This is a genomic window from Pseudomonas sp. 3B-A001-10F (assembly GCF_056313565.1).
In genome coordinates this window covers 63592-85299 of record NZ_JBQYFW010000011.1, presented here as the reverse complement: position 1 = coordinate 85299, position 21708 = coordinate 63592, and the positions used below count along the sequence as shown (strand labels likewise).

General features: G+C 58.1%; 18 protein-coding genes and 1 pseudogene. 7 read left to right on the top strand and 12 right to left on the bottom strand.

The features are described 5' to 3' along the window. The first annotated feature begins 66 nt into the window (after positions 1 to 66). The 3 genes from AC0ZWN_RS12945 (at position 67) to AC0ZWN_RS12935 (ending at position 4153) form a co-directional block, all read left to right on the top strand. Entirely contained in the window at positions 67 to 669 is a 603-nt protein-coding gene (locus tag AC0ZWN_RS12945) for a fimbrial protein (RefSeq protein WP_016986831.1), read from the top strand. A 68-nt stretch (positions 670 to 737) separates the two neighbouring features. Continuing rightward, positions 738 to 1487 carry a fimbrial biogenesis chaperone gene (locus tag AC0ZWN_RS12940; RefSeq protein WP_476335361.1) on the top strand — a complete coding sequence of 250 codons (750 nt, stop codon included), beginning with the start codon at positions 738 to 740 and terminating at the stop codon, positions 1485 to 1487. A 197-nt stretch (positions 1488 to 1684) separates the two neighbouring features. Next, positions 1685 to 4153, top strand: a complete 2469-nt coding sequence (locus AC0ZWN_RS12935) for a fimbria/pilus outer membrane usher protein (RefSeq protein ID WP_476335359.1) — start codon at positions 1685 to 1687, stop codon at positions 4151 to 4153. A 73-nt stretch (positions 4154 to 4226) separates the two neighbouring features. On the opposite strand, the gene AC0ZWN_RS12930 is transcribed toward AC0ZWN_RS12935, so the two are convergent. Together AC0ZWN_RS12930 and AC0ZWN_RS12925 are read right to left on the bottom strand one after the other, a co-directional pair. Next, entirely contained in the window at positions 4227 to 4736 is a 510-nt protein-coding gene (locus AC0ZWN_RS12930; protein WP_427120155.1) for a nucleoside deaminase, read from the bottom strand. A gap of 31 nt (positions 4737 to 4767) precedes the next feature. After that, on the bottom strand, positions 4768 to 6099 hold the full coding sequence (locus tag AC0ZWN_RS12925; protein ID WP_476335298.1) for a nucleobase:cation symporter-2 family protein: 1332 nt from the start codon (positions 6097 to 6099) through the stop codon (positions 4768 to 4770). Between the two features lie 214 nt (positions 6100 to 6313). Between AC0ZWN_RS12925 and AC0ZWN_RS12920 the strand changes: the two genes are divergently transcribed. Next, a complete protein-coding gene (locus tag AC0ZWN_RS12920; protein ID WP_093431546.1) occupies positions 6314 to 7228 on the top strand; it encodes a LysR family transcriptional regulator in 915 nt (304 codons plus the stop codon). A 52-nt stretch (positions 7229 to 7280) separates the two neighbouring features. On the opposite strand, the gene AC0ZWN_RS12915 is transcribed toward AC0ZWN_RS12920, so the two are convergent. The 4 genes from AC0ZWN_RS12915 to AC0ZWN_RS12900 form a co-directional block, all read right to left on the bottom strand. Further along, positions 7281 to 10370: an efflux RND transporter permease subunit gene (locus AC0ZWN_RS12915; protein WP_476335297.1), complete on the bottom strand. Its 3090-nt coding sequence runs from the start codon at positions 10368 to 10370 to the stop codon at positions 7281 to 7283. Next, positions 10367 to 11476, bottom strand: a complete 1110-nt coding sequence (locus AC0ZWN_RS12910; RefSeq protein WP_476335296.1) for an efflux RND transporter periplasmic adaptor subunit — start codon at positions 11474 to 11476, stop codon at positions 10367 to 10369. Before AC0ZWN_RS12910 ends, AC0ZWN_RS12915 begins: the two co-directional genes overlap by 4 nt. A 327-nt stretch (positions 11477 to 11803) precedes the next feature. Next, the gene (locus AC0ZWN_RS12905; RefSeq protein ID WP_095125998.1) at positions 11804 to 12430 is read right to left on the bottom strand and encodes a TetR/AcrR family transcriptional regulator; all 627 of its coding nucleotides are present in this window, start codon (positions 12428 to 12430) and stop codon (positions 11804 to 11806) included. A gap of 58 nt (positions 12431 to 12488) precedes the next feature. Beyond that, positions 12489 to 13655 carry an MFS transporter gene (locus tag AC0ZWN_RS12900; protein ID WP_258708233.1) on the bottom strand — a complete coding sequence of 389 codons (1167 nt, stop codon included), beginning with the start codon at positions 13653 to 13655 and terminating at the stop codon, positions 12489 to 12491. Positions 13656 to 13749: 94 nt separating this feature from the next. Here AC0ZWN_RS12900 and AC0ZWN_RS12895 point away from each other — a divergent pair, with 94 nt between their 5' ends. Continuing rightward, complete coding sequence (locus tag AC0ZWN_RS12895; RefSeq protein ID WP_476335295.1) at positions 13750 to 14655, top strand: LysR family transcriptional regulator; 906 nt, start codon at positions 13750 to 13752, stop codon at positions 14653 to 14655. A 61-nt stretch (positions 14656 to 14716) separates the two neighbouring features. On the opposite strand, the gene AC0ZWN_RS12890 is transcribed toward AC0ZWN_RS12895, so the two are convergent. The 3 genes and pseudogenes from AC0ZWN_RS12890 to AC0ZWN_RS12880 form a co-directional block, all read right to left on the bottom strand. After that, entirely contained in the window at positions 14717 to 15046 is a 330-nt protein-coding gene (locus AC0ZWN_RS12890; protein WP_099759171.1) for a hypothetical protein, read from the bottom strand. Positions 15047 to 15090: 44 nt separating this feature from the next. Further along, positions 15091 to 15335 (bottom strand): annotated as a pseudogene (locus tag AC0ZWN_RS12885) (hypothetical protein). Between the two features lie 142 nt (positions 15336 to 15477). Beyond that, positions 15478 to 16908, bottom strand: a complete 1431-nt coding sequence (locus AC0ZWN_RS12880; RefSeq protein ID WP_116256120.1) for an aldehyde dehydrogenase family protein — start codon at positions 16906 to 16908, stop codon at positions 15478 to 15480. 123 nt (positions 16909 to 17031) lie between these two features. Between AC0ZWN_RS12880 and AC0ZWN_RS12875 the strand changes: the two genes are divergently transcribed. Further along, the gene (locus tag AC0ZWN_RS12875) at positions 17032 to 17934 is read left to right on the top strand and encodes a LysR family transcriptional regulator (RefSeq protein WP_175559576.1); all 903 of its coding nucleotides are present in this window, start codon (positions 17032 to 17034) and stop codon (positions 17932 to 17934) included. 93 nt (positions 17935 to 18027) lie between these two features. On the opposite strand, the gene AC0ZWN_RS12870 is transcribed toward AC0ZWN_RS12875, so the two are convergent. Together AC0ZWN_RS12870 and AC0ZWN_RS12865 are read right to left on the bottom strand one after the other, a co-directional pair. After that, positions 18028 to 18621: an NADPH-dependent FMN reductase gene (locus tag AC0ZWN_RS12870; protein ID WP_093431523.1), complete on the bottom strand. Its 594-nt coding sequence runs from the start codon at positions 18619 to 18621 to the stop codon at positions 18028 to 18030. Further along, positions 18618 to 19475 (bottom strand): sterol desaturase family protein, encoded by an 858-nt coding sequence (locus tag AC0ZWN_RS12865; protein ID WP_476335293.1) that lies wholly within the window; start codon positions 19473 to 19475, stop codon positions 18618 to 18620. Before AC0ZWN_RS12865 ends, AC0ZWN_RS12870 begins: the two co-directional genes overlap by 4 nt. A 67-nt stretch (positions 19476 to 19542) precedes the next feature. Between AC0ZWN_RS12865 and AC0ZWN_RS12860 the strand changes: the two genes are divergently transcribed. After that, complete coding sequence (locus AC0ZWN_RS12860) at positions 19543 to 20505, top strand: AraC family transcriptional regulator ligand-binding domain-containing protein (protein WP_320336756.1); 963 nt, start codon at positions 19543 to 19545, stop codon at positions 20503 to 20505. Between the two features lie 166 nt (positions 20506 to 20671). Here AC0ZWN_RS12860 and AC0ZWN_RS12855 read toward each other — a convergent pair whose 3' ends face one another. After that, positions 20672 to 21682, bottom strand: a complete 1011-nt coding sequence (locus AC0ZWN_RS12855; protein ID WP_476335358.1) for a zinc-dependent alcohol dehydrogenase family protein — start codon at positions 21680 to 21682, stop codon at positions 20672 to 20674. Positions 21683 to 21708 lie beyond the last annotated feature (26 nt).

The following is a 21708-nucleotide window of genomic DNA, read 5'->3' as shown; positions in this document are numbered from 1 at the left end:
CTATCACCGACCTAAGATGACCAGGCATTTCAAATGCAGCACTTCACAATAACTTCGGATATAAACATGAAAAAGTTCGCTTTCGCAGTACTCACTCTTTCCGTACTGGCTGCCTCCACTGGTGCACTGGCTGAAGAAGCCGCTAAAGCCGTCAAGGGCGGCAGCGGTCAGATCAGCTTCACCGGCGTCATCAACAACGATGCGTGCTCGGTAGATGGCGCTTCGGGTAACGACAAGATGATCGCCGTGGACATGGGCAGCGTATCGATCAAAGACATGGGCACCGATTCTGCCCCGGGTGCTGGTCGCGTGGCTGCCAACGATTTCAACCTGAAAGTGAACTGCAACGCCGGCACCAAGGTGTCGATGCTGTTCAAACCAACCGTCAACGGCGGTTCGGGCCTGGTTGATGGCAAGAAAGTTCTCAAGCTGCAGGGTACTGATGCGGCCAAAGGCGTAGGTATCGCGTTGCTGGACAGCAACGGCCAGTTGATCGACCTGAGCTCCGAAGCCACTGCCAAAGTACAGACCAGCCTGACTGGCGACGGCACCACTGGCGGCGACGGCACCCTGTCCTTCGCAGCCGCTTACGTCACCACCGGCGACAAGACCACCGCTACTGCAGGTACCGGTAACGCCACTCTGCCGTTCGTTCTCGAATACGAATAAGCAGCGCGTAATACCTGGACGGGGCCGCTGTGCCTCGTCCTTCCCGACCAGATCAATCGGTGAAAACTATGTTAAGTCGCTATTTTCCGCTCTGCCTGGGGCTTGCCGGGTTGTTGATGACGCACTCGGCATTCGCCAGCATCTCCTTGAGTTCCACCCGGATCATTTTCGATGGCGCGCACAAAGAGGCAAACGTCACCGTGCGCAACGGCGGGCAAACCATCCTCGCGCAATCGTGGCTGGATGCCGGCGACACCGCTGGCAGCGCGCCGCCATTTGCGGTGACTCCACCGCTGGCCCGACTCGAACCCAATCAACAGCAACTGTTGAGGATTCTCTATGAGGGCCGGGGCATGCCTGCAGACAAAGAGTCGGTGGTGTGGCTGAACGTGCAGGAAATCCCTCAGGCCAGTGCTGCCGATGTCAACACCCTGCAACTGGCGGTGCGTCAGCGCATCAAGGTTTTTTTCCGCCCGAACGGACTGACCGGTGACGCCGCGCAAGCGCCGGTGCAACTTGTATGGCAATTGGTCACGCAAGCTGGCAAGTCGGTACTGAAAGTAAAAAACCAGAGTAATTACCATGTGTCGCTGGCCGACCTGAAAGTCGCTGCAGGAAAAAAAGCAGAGTTGGTGATTGATTCGACAATGATCGTTCCGGGCGAAGTTCGTTCATTCAACTTGAAAGAGTTGCCACCTGGATCTCCGCGTCTGACGTTTTCAGCCATTAATGATTACGGCGCACAACAACGATTCGATGCACCACTCAGCGCTACCGAAAGTCATGCCGAGCGCGTGAAAGATGCATCCGCCCAGTAACTTCCCCGCCCCACCCCGCCAATTCACAAGCTATTTACGAGTTCCGGACTCCGGTTGAAGCAACACGGACTGATAAGGCAAATTGCATGTTTTCCTCCCAACACCACACATCTGCAAGTTGTGTAAAGCATCACGTTGCGCGCCATAAAAACAAAACGGCGTTGGGCTGCCTGCATCCATTGTGCTTTGCCATCAATATGGCCATTTGTGGATTCGCCATGGGTGCCGATGCCCCCGCCGCGGTAGCGGGTGAAGCTTTCAATACCTTGTTTCTTGAAGGTTCATCGGCGGTCGATCTGCAACCCTTGTTGAATGCCAACAGCGTTCTGCCGGGCCGATATCGCGTTGACGTGTTCAGCAACGGCACGCTGGTCGGTCGTCGCGACGTTGATTTCGCGGCCAACCCGCTCAACGGCAAAGTCGAGCCACGTATCACCCTGGAATTGTTACAGCAGCTGGGCGTAGACATGCGCAAACTGCGTGAGCAAGGCCTGGTTGACGAGCAACGGCCGGCCGATCACTACGATCTTGCGTCGATGATCGAGCAAGCCAGTATCAGTTTTGACGCCAACCGCCTGCGCCTCAATATCAGCGTGCCGCAGGTCGCGATGGCACGTGGCATGCGCGGCTATGTGGACCCAGAGCTTTGGGACGATGGCGTGGCCGCCGGGTTCATCAACTATCAGTTGAGCAGCACCCGCAGCAAAACCGATTACTCGACGCAAATCTCCAATAATCTGGGGCTGCGCAACGGCATCAACTTCGGTGCCTGGCGTTTGCGCAACGAGTCCAATCTGAGCAGTGCCACCGGCCGGCCCAATCGGTTTGTCAGCAACCGCACGTTCATCCAGCGCGACCTCACGGCGATCAAGGGGCAACTGAGTGCGGGGGAAATATTCTCCGATTCGGATCTGTTCGACAGCGTGCGCTATCAAGGCGTCAAGGTGGCCTCTGATGAAGGCATGCGCGCAGACAGTGAGCGCGGCTATGCGCCGATCATTCGTGGCGTGGCTGAAACCAATGCGAAGATCGAGGTCCGCCAGGATAACTACATTCTTTACACCACCAACGTGCCGCCGGGGCCGTTCGAGATCAGTGATATCTATCCATCGGGTTCCAATGGCGATCTGGAGATCACCATTGTCGAGGCGGATGGTCGGCGCAAGGTCACCCGGCAGGCGTTCTCCGCCCTGCCGACGATGGTGCGTGAGGGTCAATTGAAGTACAGCCTGTCGAGCGGCAAATTCAACAACAACAGCGAGGGCTACGACAAGCCGGCCTTCCTGGGCGGTACTTTCGCCTACGGTTTGACCAGCAACCTGACAGGCATTGCCGGCATTCAGGCCAGCAACGGTTTCAAAGCGCTTTCAGTCGGTGCGGCGAAGAACACGTCGATTGGCGCGATGTCACTGGACCTCACGCAATCGTCCAGCAAGGCATTCGGTAAAACGACCCAGGGCAGCAGCGTACGCGCGCTCTATGCAAAGACCTTCACCGGCACCGATACCAGCTTCACCCTCGCCGCCTATCGTTATTCGACCGAGGGTTATCGCACGCTGACCGACCACGTTCAGGACACCAGCACCGGCGCTACGCGGCGCGCAGGTAACGCCAAAACCCGTACCGACCTCACGGTCAACCAGACCCTGGGCGAAGCGCGCCAGTACGGGTCGCTGTACTTGAATGCCAGTGATCAGCGCTATTGGGATCGCGGTGGCTCGCGCAGCTTTTCTGCCGGTTACAACAATAATTGGCGCGACCTGAACTACAACATCAGTTTGAGTAAAACCGAAGAGTTCGGCGCACGCGGTGACACCACTCACGACACCCAATTGAGCGTTTCGATTTCATTCCCACTCGGATCGACACCTCGCGCACCTCGCGCCTATATTTCCAGCAATCATCAGAATACCGGCACCAGTACACAAGCCGGGATCAATGGTTATCTGACTGAAGACAGTGACACCTACTATTCCGTACAGACCGGGCGCAGTGTGCAAGGTGATCGCTCTGGCTCACTGAGCCTGAGTACCCGTACAGCGATGGGTGATCTTGGATTGGGCTATAGCCGAGGCAGCGGTTATGAATCACAGAACCTGAGCGCGGCCGGATCAATCGTGGCCCACGCGGGGGGCATCAACATGGGCCAGACCGTCGGCGAAACATTCGCACTGGTCGCGGTGCCTGGCATGTCAGGGGTAGAAGTCAGCAGCTACTCCGGCGTAAAAACCGGCCTCAACGGCTATGCCGTCGTTCCAAATGCACAGCCCTATCGCGTGAACTGGGTGACGTTGGATACACGCAATCTCGGCGGTGAAATCGAGTTGGACAACGCCACTCAACAACTCGTACCGAGACGAGGTTCAGTCGTGCTCGCGCGCTTCGAGGGCAGCAAAGGTCGACGGATCCAGTTCGAACTCTACGATGCCGAGGGCAAACCCCTCCCATTCGGAGCCGTACTGATGGACGCCGATGGTAAACAACTGGCGCTTTCCGACCCCACCGGCAAGGCGTTAGCGCTTGTTACCAAAGATCAAGGCATCATCACAATCAAGTGGCAGGGCAAGAGTTGCCCCGCCCCTTACAAGCTGCCAGAAAGGCTAAAGGATTTGAACTATGAGCATTACAGGCTTTCTTGCTCAACCAGCGTAGACACATCGAAATAACACGTTCAATTCGTCAGTCTTAAACGACAAGGCTCTGATTTATTCAGAGCCTTGTCGTTTCTGGAGCTCCCTGTTACGACCAAAAACCCTTGTGCGGCTCAGCCGCCTCGCCCTCCAGCATCGGACCCAACACACTGACCTTGCGCTGCCCCTTGGCGAACACCTCGCGGCATGGCAGCGAGAACGTCGGGTTCTCCGGATGGTCACCGGTCAATCCCAGCAACGCATGCTCCGACAAGGCGTAAACCACCCGCCCGATGCCCGTCCAATACACAGCGCCGGCACACATGCAGCAAGGTTCGGCGCTGGTGTACAGCGTGCACAGTTCCAGCTCTTGCGGTGACAGCAGTTTTGCCGCTGCTGCGGCCGCCACCAACTCGGCATGCTGAGTCGGATCGCCTTCCGGTGTCATCGAATTGTTCCCGGCTTCAACAATCACCTTGCCGTTGCGATCGGCCACCAATGCCGCGAACGGATGGCGACCGCGTTGTTTCGATGCCTCAGACAAGGCGATGGTCTGGCGCAGCAAGGTCAGATCAAGCTCGCTGACGCCGGCCGGGATGAGCTGAGTGAATTGATTCATGGGTAACTCCTGGGCAGTGGAAAACAAACTGTCAGTCGGCCAGTTCAGCGCCGATGCTTTCAGTGGATTTTTTATCGTTGTTGAGCAGGATGTTGAGGACGATGGCGGTGATCGCACCGAGGAAAATCCCGCTGTCGAGCACCAGTTTCAGGGTCGGGCCGGCGTGCTCGAACAGCGCCGGAAAGGACATTGGCAGCACGCCGACGCTCACCGATACGGCGACGATGATGCCGTTGCGAGTGCCCTCGAATTGCACCCGTGACAGTTCCTGAATCCCCGCCACCGTGGTCATGCCGAACATCACGATCGCGCAGCCACCGAGCACTGGCGTCGGCACTGCGGCGATCAACGCGCCGAGTTTCGGGAACAAGCCCATCAGCACCATGATTGCCCCGGCCGCGGCCACGACGAAGCGGCTTTTCACGTTCGAAAGCGCGATCAAACCGGTGTTTTGAGTGAAAGCGTTGTAGGGAAAACTGTTGAACAAACCACCCAGCATGGTCGATAGGCCATCGGCGCGGAACGCGTTGCCGAGGGTCTGTTGCGTGGTGGCTTTGCCGGTCAGTTTGCCGATCGCCAGACAGTTGCCGGTGGTCTCGGCCATGATCACCAGCATCGCCAGGGTCATGATCAGAATCGGCACCGGCGCGAATTCCGGGGCGCCGAAGGCCATCGGCGCACTCAGCTCAAACCACGCCGCTTCGCTGACCCGACCGAAGTGAGTCATGCCGCAAGCCGCTGCGATCAGGCTGCCGACGAACAGACCAATCAGCACGCTGAGGTTGCCAATGAAACCCTTGAATTTGGCGTAGATCAGCAACGTCACGCTGACTGTGGCCAGGCCCAGCAACAAGTTCGCGGGATTGCCGAAGTCCGCCGAGTCGGGATTGCCCCCGCCCAGCCAGATCGCCGCTGCCGGCATCAGCGAGATGCCGATAATGGTGATCAGACTGCCAATCACCACCGGCGGAAAAAACCGCAGCAAGCGGCTGAACACCGGTGCCAGAGCAATGGTGATAAAGCCTGCCGCGATCACCGCACCGAAAATCTGACTGAGGCCGAATTCCTTGCCGATCATGATCATCGGCGCCAGGGCTATGAACGAGCAGCCCTGAATCAGCGGCAGCCGCGCGCCGAACTTCCAGAAGCCAAGGGTTTGAATCAACGTCGCCACACCCGAGGTCAACAGGTTGGCGTTAATCAGTAAAACGATCTGCGCCGAGGTCAGCCCCATGGCATTGCCGAGAATCAGCGGCACTGCCACCGCTCCCGCGTACATCACCAGCACATGCTGCAAGCCAAACGTGAACAACTGTCGCAGTGGCAAAACCTCGTCCACCGGATGAATGCGTTGTGTAGTCATTTCACACGCTCCTGAAGGTGCGGCATCTGTTGAGATCGCGGGCATGCTCAGGGGCGCTTGAAAGTCAGATCCGCCCCGGAGATCGTTTGACGCGGGGCCATAGTTGAACGTTTATTACGATGAAACAAATTAGCAACCATCGTTTTTTTCGATGGCACAATCAGGCATTCGTTAGCCACTCCAAACCTTTATTTTCGACCCGGGAGTTCACCGCTTGCGCTTCTCACTCGATCAACTGTTGATGTTCGTCCAAGTGGTCAAAAGCGGATCGTTTTCCGCCGCCGGGCGCCAACTGGGCAAGACCCAATCGACCATCAGCGCGGCGATTGCCAACCTCGAAACCGACCTTGGCGTCGACCTGTTCGACCGCAGCAACCGCAGCCCTGCCCTCACCGCCAGCGGCCACAAATTGCTGGTGCAGGCCGAAGCCGTGCTCGAACGCTGCATGACCTTCGAAGCCCACGCCGATTGCCTGTCTGACAACGTCGAAACCAGCCTGACGCTCGCCATTGAAACGCCGTACGGCCCGATCATGCCGGTGCTCAAAGCCTTCGAAGCCGCGTTCCCCTTTGTCGACCTGATCATCCGCCATCCGGTGTATGGCGACGTCAGCGAACTTGTCAGCAGCGGCGAAGCGGTACTCGGTGTGGCGTTTTCGCAGCCCGGCTACCCCAAGGAACTGGCGTTCCAGCAACTGGGCAAACTGATCATGCTGCACGTCTGCCACCCCGAGCATCCACTGGCGCAACTCGACAACGTCACCTTCGACGACCTGCACGTCCATCGCCGCCTGGCCTTCAGCGCCCACGCAAGCAAACTGCCAAGCAGCGAATACCTGCGCTCGACCCAGTTGTGGCAAGCGGAGAGCTATCTGGCGTTATTGGAAATGGTCCGCGCCGGGCTAGGTTGGGCCACCCTGCCCCGCCAGCTCGTTCAGCGTGAACTGGCCAAGGGTGAGCTGGTGGAACTGCAGCTCTCGGCGTATCCGCATACGGACTGGCAGATCGGTGTGGATTTGTTGTGGGCGCGGCAGCGACCGCTGGGCAAGGCCGAGCGGTGGCTGAAGGAGAAATTGCAGGGCAACAAGGTGTATGAGCTGGACCGCAACGGACAGATCACCACACTTTGACGGGGGGGACAAAGAGGCCCGCGAAAGCGGGCCTCGATTGCAGGCGTTGTTACTACGCCAGTCTGACTGTTCCAGTCTGAGCCTGGTGCTCAGGGCGGATCTTGAACCAGATGGAGTACATCGCCGGCAGGAACACCAGCGTCATGATGGTGCCGACGAATGTGCCGCCGATCAGGGTGTAGGCCAGCGTCCCCCAGAACACCGAGTGTGTCAGGGGGATAAAGGCCAGGATGGCCGCCATTGCCGTCAGCAGTACCGGACGTGCACGTTGCACCGTGGCCTCGACAACGGCGTGGAACGGGTCCAGCCCTTCCAGCGTGTTGTGATGGATCTGCCCGATCAGAATCAGCGTATTGCGCATCAGGATCCCCGACAGCGCAATCAGACCGACCAGCGCATTGATGCCAAACGGCTGATTGAAGATCAGCAGCGTCGGCACCACGCCAATCAAGCCTAGCGGTGATGTGAGAAAAACCATGATCATCGCCGCGATCGAACGCACCTGCACGATGATGATCAGCAACGTCATGGCGATCATGATCGGCAGCAAGGGCAAGATCGCCTTGCCCGCCTTGCCGGACTCTTCGATAGCCCCCGCCTGCTCGATCCGGTAACCGGAGGGCAGTGTCTCGATGATCGGCTGCAACTGCTTGAGGATCACGCTCGAAACATCCGGTGGCTGCAAACCTTCGGCAATGTCGCCACGCACAGTGATCGTGGGTGTGCGATCACGGCGGCGCAGAATCGGGTCCTCCATGCGCACATCGACCTCGCCAATCTGCGATAACGGGATGCGTTGTCCCGACGCGCCGACCAAAGTGAAACCCTTGATCTGCGCCGGGTCGAGCCTGATATTGCCCGCCGCACGCCCGACGACCTGCACAGAACGAATATCCTCGCGCACCGCCGTGATCGGCACTCCGCTCAGCAGAAACTGCAGTTGCTGGGCGACCGCATTGGAGGTCAGCCCCACTGCCTGCAGACGGTCCTGATCGAGACTGAAATGCAAGGTCGGGGTCAGCGGCCCCCAATCAGTGTTCACCGTTCTCATCATCGGGCTGTCTTGCAGCACGCTCCGGACCTGCTCGGCGATATCGCGCAGCTTCGCCGGATCTGGCCCCATCACCCGATAGGCAACCGGAAACGGCGAATAAGGCCCAAAGACAATTTGCGTGGCCCTGACACGGGCTTCCGGCGCGAGCCCCTCGGCAACCGCTTCGCGCAGCCGGAACTTGAGGGTTTCGCGTGCTTCCTGACTGTCCGTCAGCACCACGATTTTCGCAAACGAAGGATCGGGTAATTCTGGCGCCATCGCCAGGAAGAAACGCGGCGCACCCTGGCCGATATAGGCCGTGACGATTTTGGCCTCATCCTGCTTTTGCAACCAGGCTTCGACCTTGGCGGCCGTGGCGCTGGTCTGCTCGATCGAGGTGCCGTAGGGCATTTGCACCTCGATCATCACCTCGGGGCGGTCAGAGGTCGGGAAGAACTGTTTCTTCACCAGCCCCATGCCTGGCACGGCGACGAAAAACAGCGTGACCACCGCGCCTGCTACTAACCATTTGCGGGCGATCACCGCAGTCAGCAGCCGGCGGAAGCGGTTGTAATTCGGCGTGTTATAGATCGCCGCGTGGCCACCTTCGACCTTCTTGATGTCCGGCAACAATTTCACGCCCAGATACGGGGTGAACGCCACCGCGACGACCCAGGAAGCGATCAATGCGATGCCGACGATCCAGAACATGTTGCTGGTGTACTCGCCGGCAGTGGACTGGGCAAAACCGTTCGGCAAAAAGCCGATTGCCGTCACCAGCGTACCGGACAGCATCGGCGCTGCCGTATGGCTCCAGGCATAGGCGGATGCCTTGATGCGGTCGTAGCCCTCCTCCATTTTCACCACCATCATTTCAATGGCGATGATCGCGTCATCGACCAACAGCCCGAGCGCAAGGATCAATGAGCCGAGGGTGATGCGATCGAAATTCTTGCCGGTGGCGGCCATCACCACGAACACGATCGCCAGGGTCAACGGCACAGCCGCGGCGACCACCACCCCTACTCGCCAGCCCATACTCAGAAAACAAACGAGCATGACCACCAGCAGCGCGACAAAAAACTTCACCATGAACTCGCCGACCGCCGAGTCGATATTGACTGCCTGGTCGGTGACTTTGGCGAGTGTCATGCCCAATGGCATTTCCGCATTGATCCGCGCGGTCTCCGCATCCAGCGCCTTGCCCAGATCCAGACCGTTCCAGCCCTCGCGCATCACCACGCCCAGCAGCAGCGCGTCTTCACCGTTATTGCGTACAACAAAGGTCGCCGGATCTTCGTAACCGCGTTCAACCGTCGCCACATCAGAGAGCTTGAGTGTGCGCCCCTGCACGAAGACCGGTGTGTCGCGAATTTTCTGCACCTTGTCGAAGGCACCGTCGAGACGCAGAAAAACCTGCGGCCCATTGGTTTCGATGGAGCCGGCGGGCGTCAGCACGTTCTGACTGTTCAGCGCGGCGAAGATGTCCTGCGGCGACAAGCCGAGAGTCGCCAAGCGGTCATGGGAAAACGAAACGTAGATGCGCTCGGCTTGCTCACCGATGATATTGACCTTCTTCACCCCCGGCACATGCAGCAGACGCTGGCGCATGGCTTCGGCATCACGCACCAGCAAGCGCTGTGGCTCGCCTTTGGCTTTCAAGGCGAACAGCGCGAAGGTCACGTCGGAAAACTCATCGTTGACCATCGGCCCGATCACACCGGCCGGCAACCTGATGGCTTCATCGTCGAGTTTCTTGCGCGCTTGATAGAACTCTTCCTGCACTTGCGACGGCGGCGTGCTATCGAGCAACGACACCATCGTGAATGCCAGTCCAGGGCGAGTGTAGGTTTCCGAGCGGTCGTACCACTTGAGTTCTTGCAGGCGTTTCTCAAGAGGTTCGGCGACCTGATCCTGCATCTCCTGCGCCGTCGCGCCCGGCCACGCGGTGATGACGGTCAACTGTTTGACCGTAAACGGTGGATCTTCCGCACGTCCCAACTTAAAGAACGACAACGTCCCCGCAACGGCAATCAGAAAAATCAGGAACACCGTGATCGCCCGCTCGCGCACGGCGATGGCCGAAAGGTTGAATCGCCCCTGGCTCATGGACGGCTCCCGGCAACGCTGGCTGCGCTCTGCTGCGGCAATCGCACCTCTTCGCCATCGCGCAGCAGATGGGCGCCCAACGCTACAACCTTGTCACCGGCAGTAAGGTCGCCAGCGATGCGCGCCGAATCATCGCTCAACCCCAGCACCTGAACCGCTCGCCAGGTCACCTTTGCCGGCGTTCCGGCGATCAGCCACACACCGGGTCCTTTGCCTGGGTCGTAAACGGCGGCGATGGGGACTTGTAACGCTTGAGTCTGGGTGGCGCCCTCGGCAATGCTGAGGGTCACGGTCGCACCGATTGGCGCATTGGCCAGCGGCCCCTCAAGCACATAGCGCGCTTCGAACGTGCGCGTTGTACGGTCTGCCGAGTCCGAAAGCAGCCGCAGTTTTGCCGTGACAGCCGCTGAATTCATGCCGTAGAGGCTGGCTTGCGCGGTGGAGCCGGCGGCCGGACGCAGGGTTTCGGGCAGATGCACGATGGCTTCGCGCTGACCTGCACGGGCCAGTCGAACCACCGGTTGTCCCGGACTGACGACTTGTCCGGGTTCGGCAAGGGTTTCCACCACCACGCCGTCCGCATCAGCGACCAGCAACGCATAACCTGAAGCATTGCGCGCTACGTCCGCTTGCGCTTGCGCGGCGTTGAGCTGCGCCTTTGCCGTCTCCGCGGCGGCTCTGAACTGATCGTAGGCTGATGCCGATATGGCGCCAACGCCGACCAGTTTGCGATAGCGAGCCTCATCGTCGGCTGTCTGTTTGGCACGGGCACGAGCCGCTATCACCTCCGCCTGCTGCGCCCGCGCTTGCAGCCCGAGATCGATCGGGTCGAGACGCATCAGCGGCTGCCCTTGCTTCACGGCCTGTCCTGTATCAACCAGGCGTTCGAGCACCTTGCCCGATACGCGAAAACCCAGGTCGCCCTGAACGCGCGCCGCGACCACTCCGGTGAAAGAGCGAGCGACATCGGGTGACGCCTGAACAGCAGCGGATCTGACCAGCGGCGCCTGTGTGCGAGGATCCGCAACGCTGGAAGACTCGCCACAGGCGCTCAGGGCAAGAGGCAACAAGCATGCGGCAATGGGGAAAGGTCGGAGCCGGCGCATAGGTTCCCTTACTGAGGAATAGGATGATCATCATATTCTCAGTCTTGTGACTAATATCGTCAATGGTCACTTATCAGGAAACGACTGCATCCTGACCAGCAGCAATATAGGACTGTCCATCGACTGACTGGCCTGACTCGCTATTGCTATGGTTACCTGGCAGCTAGACTTGCATATAGCCATACCATTTATATGACCAACTCCGACAATGGTCACTTCCAGCTAAATGTATAGCTCGCCCGCCACTCATGTACCGGGAACAGGAAACTTGATAAGGGGGGATGTCGCCTTGACTCGAATCGCCTGAAAACTTTGCTCAGCGATGGGTCAAGGCATGAGGCTGCGCAGGATGAGGTTGGTGGTCAGCGTGGGCGCTTGTTCGATCAGATCCAGATTGTGTTGCAACAGCAGCGGGTTGACGAAAGGTCGCAGCGCCAGATTGATCGCCTCGACGGTCTCGTCCAGCGGGGTCTTGCGCTCGAACTCCCCCGCTTCTCGACCTTGACGCACGATGTCGAGGATAAAGCCCTTGATCTGCGCTTCGTACACCTGGGCGCTGTTCCAGCGCTCTGATGCGGAAAACGCCGCGATGTCGTAGAGCTTGCGATCGTTGAAGAACAGATCCACACCCGTGGCGATCACGGTTTTGACCAGTCTGCGCAAACGCTCGGTGGCTGAAAGCGCTTCTGCGTTAACCGCTTGTTCGACGGCTGCAGCGATTTGGCCCAGGCAGTTGCCGCAAATGGCCTCGCCAATCGCTTGCTTGGAATCAAAGAATTTATAGATGTAGGCCTTGGAAAAACCGATGGCCTTGGCCAGGTCGGAAACCGTGGTTTTACCGTAGCCGTATTGGCTGAAGTGCTCGTTGGCCGCGGCGACAATCTGGTCGCGAATGTCGTGTTCGGCGGGGCCGCGAGTGCTCGGCGAGGAGGCAGATAGGGATGGCTGATTCATGGGGGCAGCTTACTCACCCTATGAATGACTGACAACTCGCCGAGCATTGTTGAACGTGTTACACCACGGCGGCTTCAATCGTCCTGGAACGCCACGCAAATCCCAACACCATCAGCAGCCCCAGGCCCGCCATTGCCGCGCCGGCCAGGGAGATCGCCGGATAACCCAGCCCGCTGCTGATCACCGCGCCACCCAGCGCCGCGCCAATCGCGTTGCCGAAGTTGAAGGCGCCGATGTTCACCGCCGAGGCCAGATTGGGTGCGTCCTTGGCCGCTTCCATTACACGCATTTGTAACGGCGGCACCAGAGCGAAGCTGGCGATACCCCAGATCAGGATGGCCACGGCGGCTGGCAGCGGCCAGCGCATCAGTACGGTGAATGCCAACAAGACCAGAATCAGCACGCTCAGCGAGACGATCAGGGTGCGATCGATCGAGCGGTCAGCGGCCTTGCCGCCCCACATGTTGCCCAGCGTCAACCCGACACCGTAAAGCATCAGCATGGCGGTGATGTAGGCAGTGGATGCATGGGTCTCGCTGCTGAGGATTGGCGCGATGTAGGTGAAGACAGTGAACATGGCACTCGAGCCGACGACGGTCAGGGCCAGTGCGGCCAGCACCGGGCCGCGCCCCAATACCCGGATTTCCGCCATGACACCGACGCTTTGCGGCGCCCGCACGTTGGGCAAGGCGAACCACAACGCAGCCATGGTCAGCACGCCCAGGCCGGTAATGCCCCAGAAAGCCGTGCGCCAACCGAACAGTTCGCCAAACCAGGCGGCCAGCGGCACACCGCCGATGGTCGCCAGGGTCAGGCCCATGAACATTGCCGCAACTGCTCCGGCACGTTTCTCCGGGGCGACCAGGGTGGCGGCGACGACGGAGCCGACGCCAAAAAATGCACCGTGGTTCAGTGAGGTGACCACCCTGGCGACCATGAGGCTGTAGTAATCGGTGGCCAGGGCCGACATCAGATTACCCAGGGTGAAAATCGCCATAAGCCCGATCAGCAGATAGCGTCGGGGAATCCTGCCTGTGGTCAGGGTCATCAGCGGTGCGCCGAGCAATACGCCCAGCGCATAAGCACTGACCAGCAAACCGGCAGCGGGAATGGAAACGCCCAGATCCGCAGCGATACCCGGCAACATGCCCATGGGGGCGAATTCTGTGACGCCGATGCCGAAGGCACCGATGGCGAGTGCAACAAGTGGTGGATTGATACGCATGGAAAGCTCCTTATCTATGCCGCCAATGCTACGATCCCGTCTTTTCAGGCGGTAGATAGCATTTTTGGCAATCACCTTTGCGTAGGAGGCACAAGTGGATTTCAACGGCAGATCAGGTGAAATGAGCGTATTCACCACCGTTGCGCAGGAAGGCAGCCTGTCGGCCGCCGCGCGTGCACTGGGCCTGACACCCTCGGCAGTCAGTCGGATCATCGCGCGCACCGAGCAACGGCTTGGCACCCGCCTGCTGTTGCGCACCACCCGAGCGATCACCTTCACCGCCGAGGGCGAAGCGTTCCTGCGCGGCGCCCGACGAATCCTCGCCGACATGGATGAAGTCGAAGAAGCCATCGCCGATCAAGGCGTGCCCAAGGGGCGACTGCGGGTCAGTGCCGCTCTTGGCCACGGCCGTCTGGCAATCGTTCCCTTGGTCGCAGCCTTCAGCGCCCGTTACCCGAACATCGTCGTCGACCTCAACCTCGGCGACGAAGTGGTCGACATTCTTGGCGGGCAAGCCGACGTCGCGGTGCGCTTCGGCCATCTGCCCGACAGCCCGCTGACCGCACGCAGGATCGGCACCACCGGCCAGGTCGTGGTGGCATCGCCGGAGTATCTGCAACGCTACGGCATCCCTCAGGAACCGGAAGACCTGCTACAGCACAACTGCCTGCGCTTCAATTTCAAGCGTGCCGAACCCAACTGGCCATTCATTCGCGATGGCAAAGCGTTTGCCCTGAAGGTCAGCGGCAACATCGAATGCAGCAGTGGTGAAGCGCTGGCGCAATTCGCGCGAATGGGCGCCGGCATTGCCCGTATCGGGGAGTTCAGCGTGAGTGAGGATCTGCAGCGCGGCGAGCTGATTGCGCTGCTGGAAGCGTGGAACCCGGGGGACCAGGAACCGATTCATGCGGTGTTCGTCGGTGGCGCGGCAATGCCGGCGCGGGTGCGGTTGTTCGTCGACTTCTTGGTGGAACATCATCGGATGTCAGCCGAGACGTAAGCTGATATTTGCGGATATTCGTGATGTTGAATTCAACATATGTCGGCCTGGAGAGCGTGGATCAACTTAAATACCCTATCGCTCCCAGAGACTCAATCAAACGCACCAATGCCGGCTTGTCGGCTGGTTTTTCGCCGATGCAACACACACCCGGGTCGCTGAGAGAGCACCAAACCGACACCGGATCGCCTACCTTCAGCCCGTATGAGGCTTTACGCAGAGTTGCAGTTGACCAAGCGTCAATGGTTTCGTTGAGAGACTTGTGAAACCGCTTCCCATTGGCGCTATAACTGAAGCTCATGAACTGCGCTCCAATCCAAGCCCCCTCACTCCCCACAAACGTTACGTAGCCTTGTACCACTTGCCCCACAGGTACATCGCCAGCGCTCATCAATTATCTCCTGAGAATGTGCCCGACATGCCGGGACGACGCGATCATCCATGTTCCGCTGCCAACATTGACCTGAACTGAGCAATGCTCTCTGAAGATAGCCCGGCACCTTCAAACACTGCGCAGGTGAAGCTGACGGGGCGGTGCCTGGAGCAGTACAGCCAATCCACCCTGCGAACGAAACTGCCCCATAGCAGGAGCAAAAAACCTGACGTCGATCCCGTAAAACGGGGAAAGCATATTCTCAGTCCGCAAAACCGGGTTTCAGTATCAAACCCACGCGAGCCATCAGCCAGGATCCTCCATGAATGCCCGTAACATATGACGACAACAAACAGACATCAAGGGCCGCTTCGGGCCGTTTTCAGTCGCTCAGTGAACGCTAAATTGCCATTCCCCCTCCAGTGCCCCCAGACAGGAACCTGACCCAGTCATTTCAATGGGGCAGAGCTGATCAACGCCTTCGGCTCCAAATACGCACTCATCCCCCACCTGCCCATTTCGCGCCCAAGGCCTGAATGCTTGAATCCACCGAAGGGCGCACGTGATTCGTGGGCCAGGGTGTTGATGAGCACGCGCCCCGCATCGATCTGACGAGCGACGTTCATACAACGTTCCGAGCTTTTTCCCAGCACCAGGGCGCTCAGCCCATAGTCCGTATCGTTGGCAATGCTGATCGCATCGGCATCACCCTCGTAGGGAATGATTGTCAGCACGGGGCCGAAGATTTCCTCACGCGCGATGCGCATCCGGTTGTTGGCATCAGTGAAGATCGTGGGCTTCACGAACCATCCGGCATGCAAGCCTTGCGGGCGACCTTCGCCACCCGCCAGCAACCTCGCGCCTTCTTCCTGGCCGGTACGGATGTAGCGCTGCACCCGTTCCCATTGTTTCTGGCTCACCATCGGACCGATGTCGGTGTCGGTGTTACGCGGATCGCCCGATCGGATCTGTGAGACGCCCTCCTTCGCAATGCGCTCGAACTCTGCCAGCCGGCGGCGCGGCACGAGGATGCGAGTGCCTGCGATGCAAGCCTGGCCGCTGTTGAGAAATCCGGCTTGCAGCACCAGCGGCATGACTGCCTGGAAATCCGCATCGTCAAGTACGACGGTGGGCGACTTGCCGCCGAGTTCAAGCGTCACGCGCTTCATGGTGTCAGCACCGGTTTTTACCAGGTGTCGCCCGATAGCGGACGAGCCCGTGAACGAGATCTTGGCGACATCGGGATGTCGCGCGATTTCCTCACCGACCACATCGCCTCGCCCGTTGACGATGTTGAATACACCCGGTGGCAGCCCCGCTTCGTGCAACGCCCTGACCACGACCTGCGTCTGCAATGCGCTCATCTCGCTAGGCTTGATGACGGCGGTGCAGCCTGCTGCCAGCGCGGTGGCCAGCTTGTTGCAGATGAAGCCTGCATTGCTGTTCCAGGGCGTGATCAGACCGGTCACGCCCACCGGCGTCAGAATGACCCTGGCCATGCCGACCTGTTCCTCGAAATCGAATGCCTCCAGTGCATCGATTGCCTGCGCGATCACCTCGGCCGGATAAGTCGCCATCCAGCGCCCGCGAACCGCAGGTGCGCCGTACTCCACGAGGATGGCTTCCAGCAGCTCCTCCTCCCTTGCCGCCATGGCCCGGTGCATGCGGTGCAGTGCCGCAATGCGCTCCTCCCGGCTGGTACGGGCCCACGCCGGGAACGCAACCTTGGCGGCTGCGATCGCACGCTGTGCGTCCAGTGCGTCGCCCAGCCGAACCTGGCCGATGACTTCCTCGGTACTCGGGTTATGAAGATCAAACCATTCCTGACCGTGTGGAAGGACGAACTCGCCGTTGATGTAGATATGTTCAATGCGTTGCATGGCGACTCCTCGCTCAAAAACGGCTCGCCTGAATCGAGCCTCTGTGAAGGAGTCTAAGAAGGGTTCATTATTCCGATAAGCCATCCTTTGGCTGATGAAGCATCCTTATATTCAGGACAATCCATGCACAGAACAGCAATGACCGAGCTGGAAGTGGTACTGGCCGTGGCGCGCCGCAGCAGTTTTCGCGGCGCAGCACAGGAGTTGGGCATGTCCACCACCGCCGTGAGCAGCGCGGTGGCCGGCCTGGAAGCTCGCCTGAAAGTGCGCCTGTTCAATCGCTCCACGCGCAGCGTTGCCCTCACCGACATCGGCCAACGCTATGTGGCACGCATCGCACCTGCGTTGGCACAGATCAAAAGTGCCGGCGAGGAAGCCAGCGCCGGCCCCGATGAACCCAGCGGCACATTGCGCATCAATGCACCGCATGGCGCGGCCTACCTGCTGTTGGATCCGCTATTGAAGCAGTACGCTCAGCGCTATCCCGATGTGCGCATCGACATCGTCAGCGAATCAAGCATGGTCGACATCATCGCCGGTGGCTTCGACGCCGGGATTCGTCTGGCAGAGTCTGTGCCGCAAGACATGATTGCCGTGGCACTCTCAGGTGACATCCGCATGCTTGTGGTGGCCACGCCCGAGTACCTCGAACGCCAAGGCGTGCCCGAGCATCCGCGAGATCTGCTCACCCACCGGAGCATCGGCATGCGCATGGCCCATGGTGGCCTCTACCAGTGGGAATTGGAGTGCGATGGCCAAAAACTGCAGATGGATCTGCCGGTGTGCTTCGCGTCCAACGAGTTGCTGGCCATCAAACAGGCCGTAGTGTCGGGCCTCGGCATTGGGTTCATTTCCGAGTGGTTCATCCAGGAAGAACTGGCGAGCGGCGCCCTGGTGCCGGTGTTGCTGCCGTGGTGCCCGTCGTTTGGCGGGTTGAGGCTCTACTACTCGGGCCATCGCTTCGTGCCGGCGCGATTGCGCGCACTGATTGAACTGGCGCAGGAGTTACGGCCCACTGTGGTTTGATCTGGGCTGAGTTGGAAATAGTTGACCTTTACCGGCAGCCACTAATGTTTAGCTTTAACAGTTGCACTTTAAACTTATTGAGGTGCGACAATCTCACATCCCCGTAGAGAACTCAGGTGGATGTTTGATTGCAGTTCGTATCGTACGCAAGGCGTCATTGTATTGGCAAAGAACATGCAAAACCCAATCGGCACGTGCGCGGATGCGCATATCATTTTCATCTGAAGGGCACTCACTGTTAAACATTGATTCAACGTTTCTTATAATCAGTTGCTCAGGCAAATACAGGATCCGGCTATTTTTATAGCTTGAAGCACGTAATTCGGTAATTGGGTAGGCTCCCCCAAGTCCAGCCGAAACGCCAACTAGAAGCGCGGGCTTATGTCCTAGTTCGCTGAACCCTGCGTACAAAAAGAAGTTCTTCAGGGCCGGGCAAGCCATGCCATTCCACTCTGGGCTAATCACGATCAATGCTGTTGCTTTTTTGAGGGTGGATTGCTGGGCACTCCAGGCTTTCTGAGTGTCTTCTTCTGGCCACAGCGGTAGCGGACTCGACGCCAGATCTATCAGTTCGCTTGAGTCACAAAGCTCAAGTGCTTCTAACCGCTCGCGCAGATAATGCGCAACTTTGATTGATTGACTGTTGAATCTATTCGATCCAGACAGCAGAACGATATGGCGACTCATTGTGCGACCTTCTGTTTAGCTTCACTTACCTTGGGTGCCGTGCGATGGGAGCGAACGATTGGCCAGAACAATTCTTCTTTCCAGGTTATCGGTGACAAGTGTTCGATACCGTATGCTGGCGGACGCCTACGGGTAATTTTGGCTGTTCCGAACAACACATCCCATAAAAATAACAGGTTACCGAAATTACCTTTGTAGTGAGTCACGCCATCCTCTGCAGTCAAACCGTGATGCGCAGAATGAGTGGATGGAGTGGAAATGGTTCGCTCAAGAACCCAGATGATCGGCCGTAAAGCGCGAATGCGATAAAGTTTGTCGTCCCACGCAACATTGCTGTGTGCGGCGAAGATCACAGTCATTTTTATAATCAAATAAACATAATAAACGGGTGCGAGCCCCAGATAAATCAACACGCCAGATAGCCAGATGCCCGGCATCAAGAGATAGTAGAAACTATTGTTGCGGTAGACGATGCGAATGCTCATATAGGGCGCGGAATGATGTGCGCGATGCAATGCATAAAGAGCAGGAATACGATGCGTCAGGCGATGCCACCAATATTGGGTCATGTCATCCAGCAGTAGAAACAACGCAAATCCTGCGACCCATGGAATAGAGGTCAGTGCGCCCTTCATTTCCGGGATGGCGTGATTTAATATCAGACCACTTAGCCACATGACTAAAGGAAATGTGACCATCACTAATATACCGGAGCCGACGACTTCAATGAGTACGTCACGTTTACTACCTGACGACTGACGAAGCGAGGAACAGGCAAGTTCCAGTAAAATGAAGGAGAGGAAAATCCCGGCTACTATCACTGCGGGGTTATTGACGAGCATTGTTGTATTCATGGCACTCTCGATTTAGGCCCTTCCGGGCAATGCCCTTTCATTAGAAACCTGCGAGCAAGTCCTCCCAATGCGCGAAATGGACAAAATTGAGCTAGAACCGGCCAACCGCGCCCCCCAACGCTTTCATCGCGGCAGGCTGGGCCAGGTATTGGAGCGCTTCCTTGATAGCCAGGTTGCCCGGAAGAGTACGGATTACAACCTGATCGAACTGGATCAACTGTGGCGCGAAGCGGCACGTATCGATCCGGCGATCGGATTAAAATTGTTCGCGCTATTCACCCCCCAGGACTGGCATGTCTTGGCTTATCTTTGCTTGTACAGTCCAGATATTTTGTCAGCCATGCACCTTTGGGCCCGTTACGCACCTCTTGCCTCGGACACAGACAATGTCAGGTTGGTTAATGACGAAAATGGCGTCGGAGTCGAATTGAACGTTGATGCGCCAGGAGAGTTGGCGCGGTATGTCGTCGAACACTACGGGGTGATGTCCATAGCGCAGTTACGACGAGGTACAGGACACAATGTGCAGCCGATTTTGGCAAAGTTCACTCATTCGCGTCCGTCGTATTACAAGCAATACACCGAATGGTTTGGTGATCGAGTCGAGTTTGATTGCTCGATCAACTGCTTCTATTTTCATGCTCGAAGCTTGAGCCTGCCAATGCAAACCCGTCATCACGGGATGTTGGAATTATTAACGCAGGAGCTGGATCGACGGATTGCCGCGCATCGGAATTTCAGCGGTTGGTCAGCCAAGGTTGCTGAAGGAGCGCGACGATCTCTAGCGAGACGTGAAACTCCCAATCTGGACAATCTGGCGAAGTCGCTGCACCAGACGCCAAGGACCTTGCGCAGACGGCTGGAAGAACAAGGTACAACCTTCAGACAATTGCTCGATCAGATTCGCGCAGAATTGGAAATGCATCTTGAATTGCAAGGAGAGTCATTAACGGAGATTGCAGCTCAACTAGGTTATAGCGATTTGACGGCGTATCTCCACGCCCGAAGCCGATGGCGTGACATGAAATAAGGTGGCAGCCAGAAAGTTGATGGCAAGTGGATTGTGATTAGCAAGTTTTTTCAAACTCACGTAGCGCCTTCGGAATGGGGCGTCCGACGGCCTCTGCTTATGCGTTGACATCAGAATCTGCTGCGATGGGCGAGAAAAAAGGCGCCAGATTGGCGCCTTTACGTTATCAGGCGACTTTGATCACAACCTTCCCAAATGCTCCCCTCGCGAGATGCTCGTAAGCTTCTCGTGCTTTCTCGAACGGATAGACCTGATCGATCACGGGACGGATATTGTGCTCGTTGAGGAAAGTATTCATCCGGTCGAATGATGAGCGCGGCGCCACGGCGATTCCGCGAATGGTCGTCTGACGGAAAATGAGTGGCATCAGATTGAGCTCAACGGTTTGTCCTGTCAGAAAGCCGATCTGCGCAATGCGCCCCGATGCTTTGGTTGCTGCGACCGATTGATTGATGCCGCTGCCACCGGCCACATCGAGTAGCAGATCCACGCCCTTGCCTTCGGTCAGCTTCAGCACTTCGTCCGCCCATTCCGGAGTCGTTCTGTAGTTGATGCCAGCCACGGCTCCCAGTCCCGTCACAGTTTGCAGATTCTGGTCGCTGCTCGACGTTGCAATGACCTTCGCACCAAGTGCAGTAGCAATCTGGACGGCAAATATCGATACACCTCCAGTGCCCTGAACCAATACGGTTTGGCCCGGCTGGATTTGTCCAAAGTCCACCAGCGAATACCAGGCTGTGAGCGCAGCAATGGGCAGTGTTGCCGCCTCTTCGTCGCTCATGTTGTCGGGTGCACCGACGGCACTGTCTTCATGGATGATCATGTATTCGGCCAGACCGCCGGGCAACGGCGAGCCGAAGCAGTAATCGGGTTCGTTCGGCCCTGGCTCGCCATCCAGCCAGCGTGAATAAAGGTGGGAGTTGACGCGATCACCGACTTTAAAACGCGTGACGTTGTCACCAATCGCAACCACAGTGCCGGCTGCATCACTTACGGGAATCAGAGGTTTGGGCACCATGTGCGGTTCATAAATGCCGTCGACGATAGCCTTGTCGCGAAAGTTGAGCGAGACAGCGCCGACCTTCACCAGTAACTCGCCAGCCTTCGGTTGCGGGGTCGCAAGCTCTCCCAATTGCAGGTTGTCGAGTCCGAAATCTTTCAATAACCAAGCTTTCATTGCCAGTCTCCGATTACACATCAATG